Genomic DNA, 333 nt, shown 5'->3' with positions numbered 1-333 from the left:
ACCTTCTGATTCGTAGTCAGACACTCTATCCAGTTGCGCTATGGGTGCATAATATTAAATTTACTTTCGTAATGCCGAGAACCGGGTTCGAACCGGTACGGTTATCACTAACCGGCGGATTTTAAGTCCGCTGCGTCTACCAATTCCGCCATCCCGGCGGGCGTTACGAAAGCGGAAGACGGGATTCGAACCCGCGACCCCCACCATGGCAAGGTGATGTTCTACCACTGAACTACTTCCGCATGTATCTATTAGGCTTTGTAAGATCCAAGGCAACTGAGCCGTGACAGGCTCGAACTGTCGACCCACGGATTAAAAGTCCGTTGCTCTACC

At 51.1% G+C, this 333-nt stretch carries 2 tRNA genes; both read right to left on the bottom strand.

The window, feature by feature from the left end:
- Positions 1 to 72 precede the first annotated feature (72 nt).
- A tRNA-Leu gene (locus FC18_RS09330) sits at positions 73 to 158 on the bottom strand.
- 12 nt (positions 159 to 170) lie between these two features.
- Positions 171 to 242, bottom strand: a tRNA-Gly gene (locus FC18_RS09325).
- Positions 243 to 333: the final 91 nt, after the last annotated feature.

Origin of the sequence: Lacticaseibacillus sharpeae JCM 1186 = DSM 20505 (assembly GCF_001436225.1) — a bacterium.
Lineage (GTDB): Bacteria > Bacillota > Bacilli > Lactobacillales > Lactobacillaceae > Lacticaseibacillus > Lacticaseibacillus sharpeae.
The sequence above is the reverse complement of the archived record's forward strand: the minus strand, read 5'-3'. Positions and strand labels throughout refer to the sequence as shown.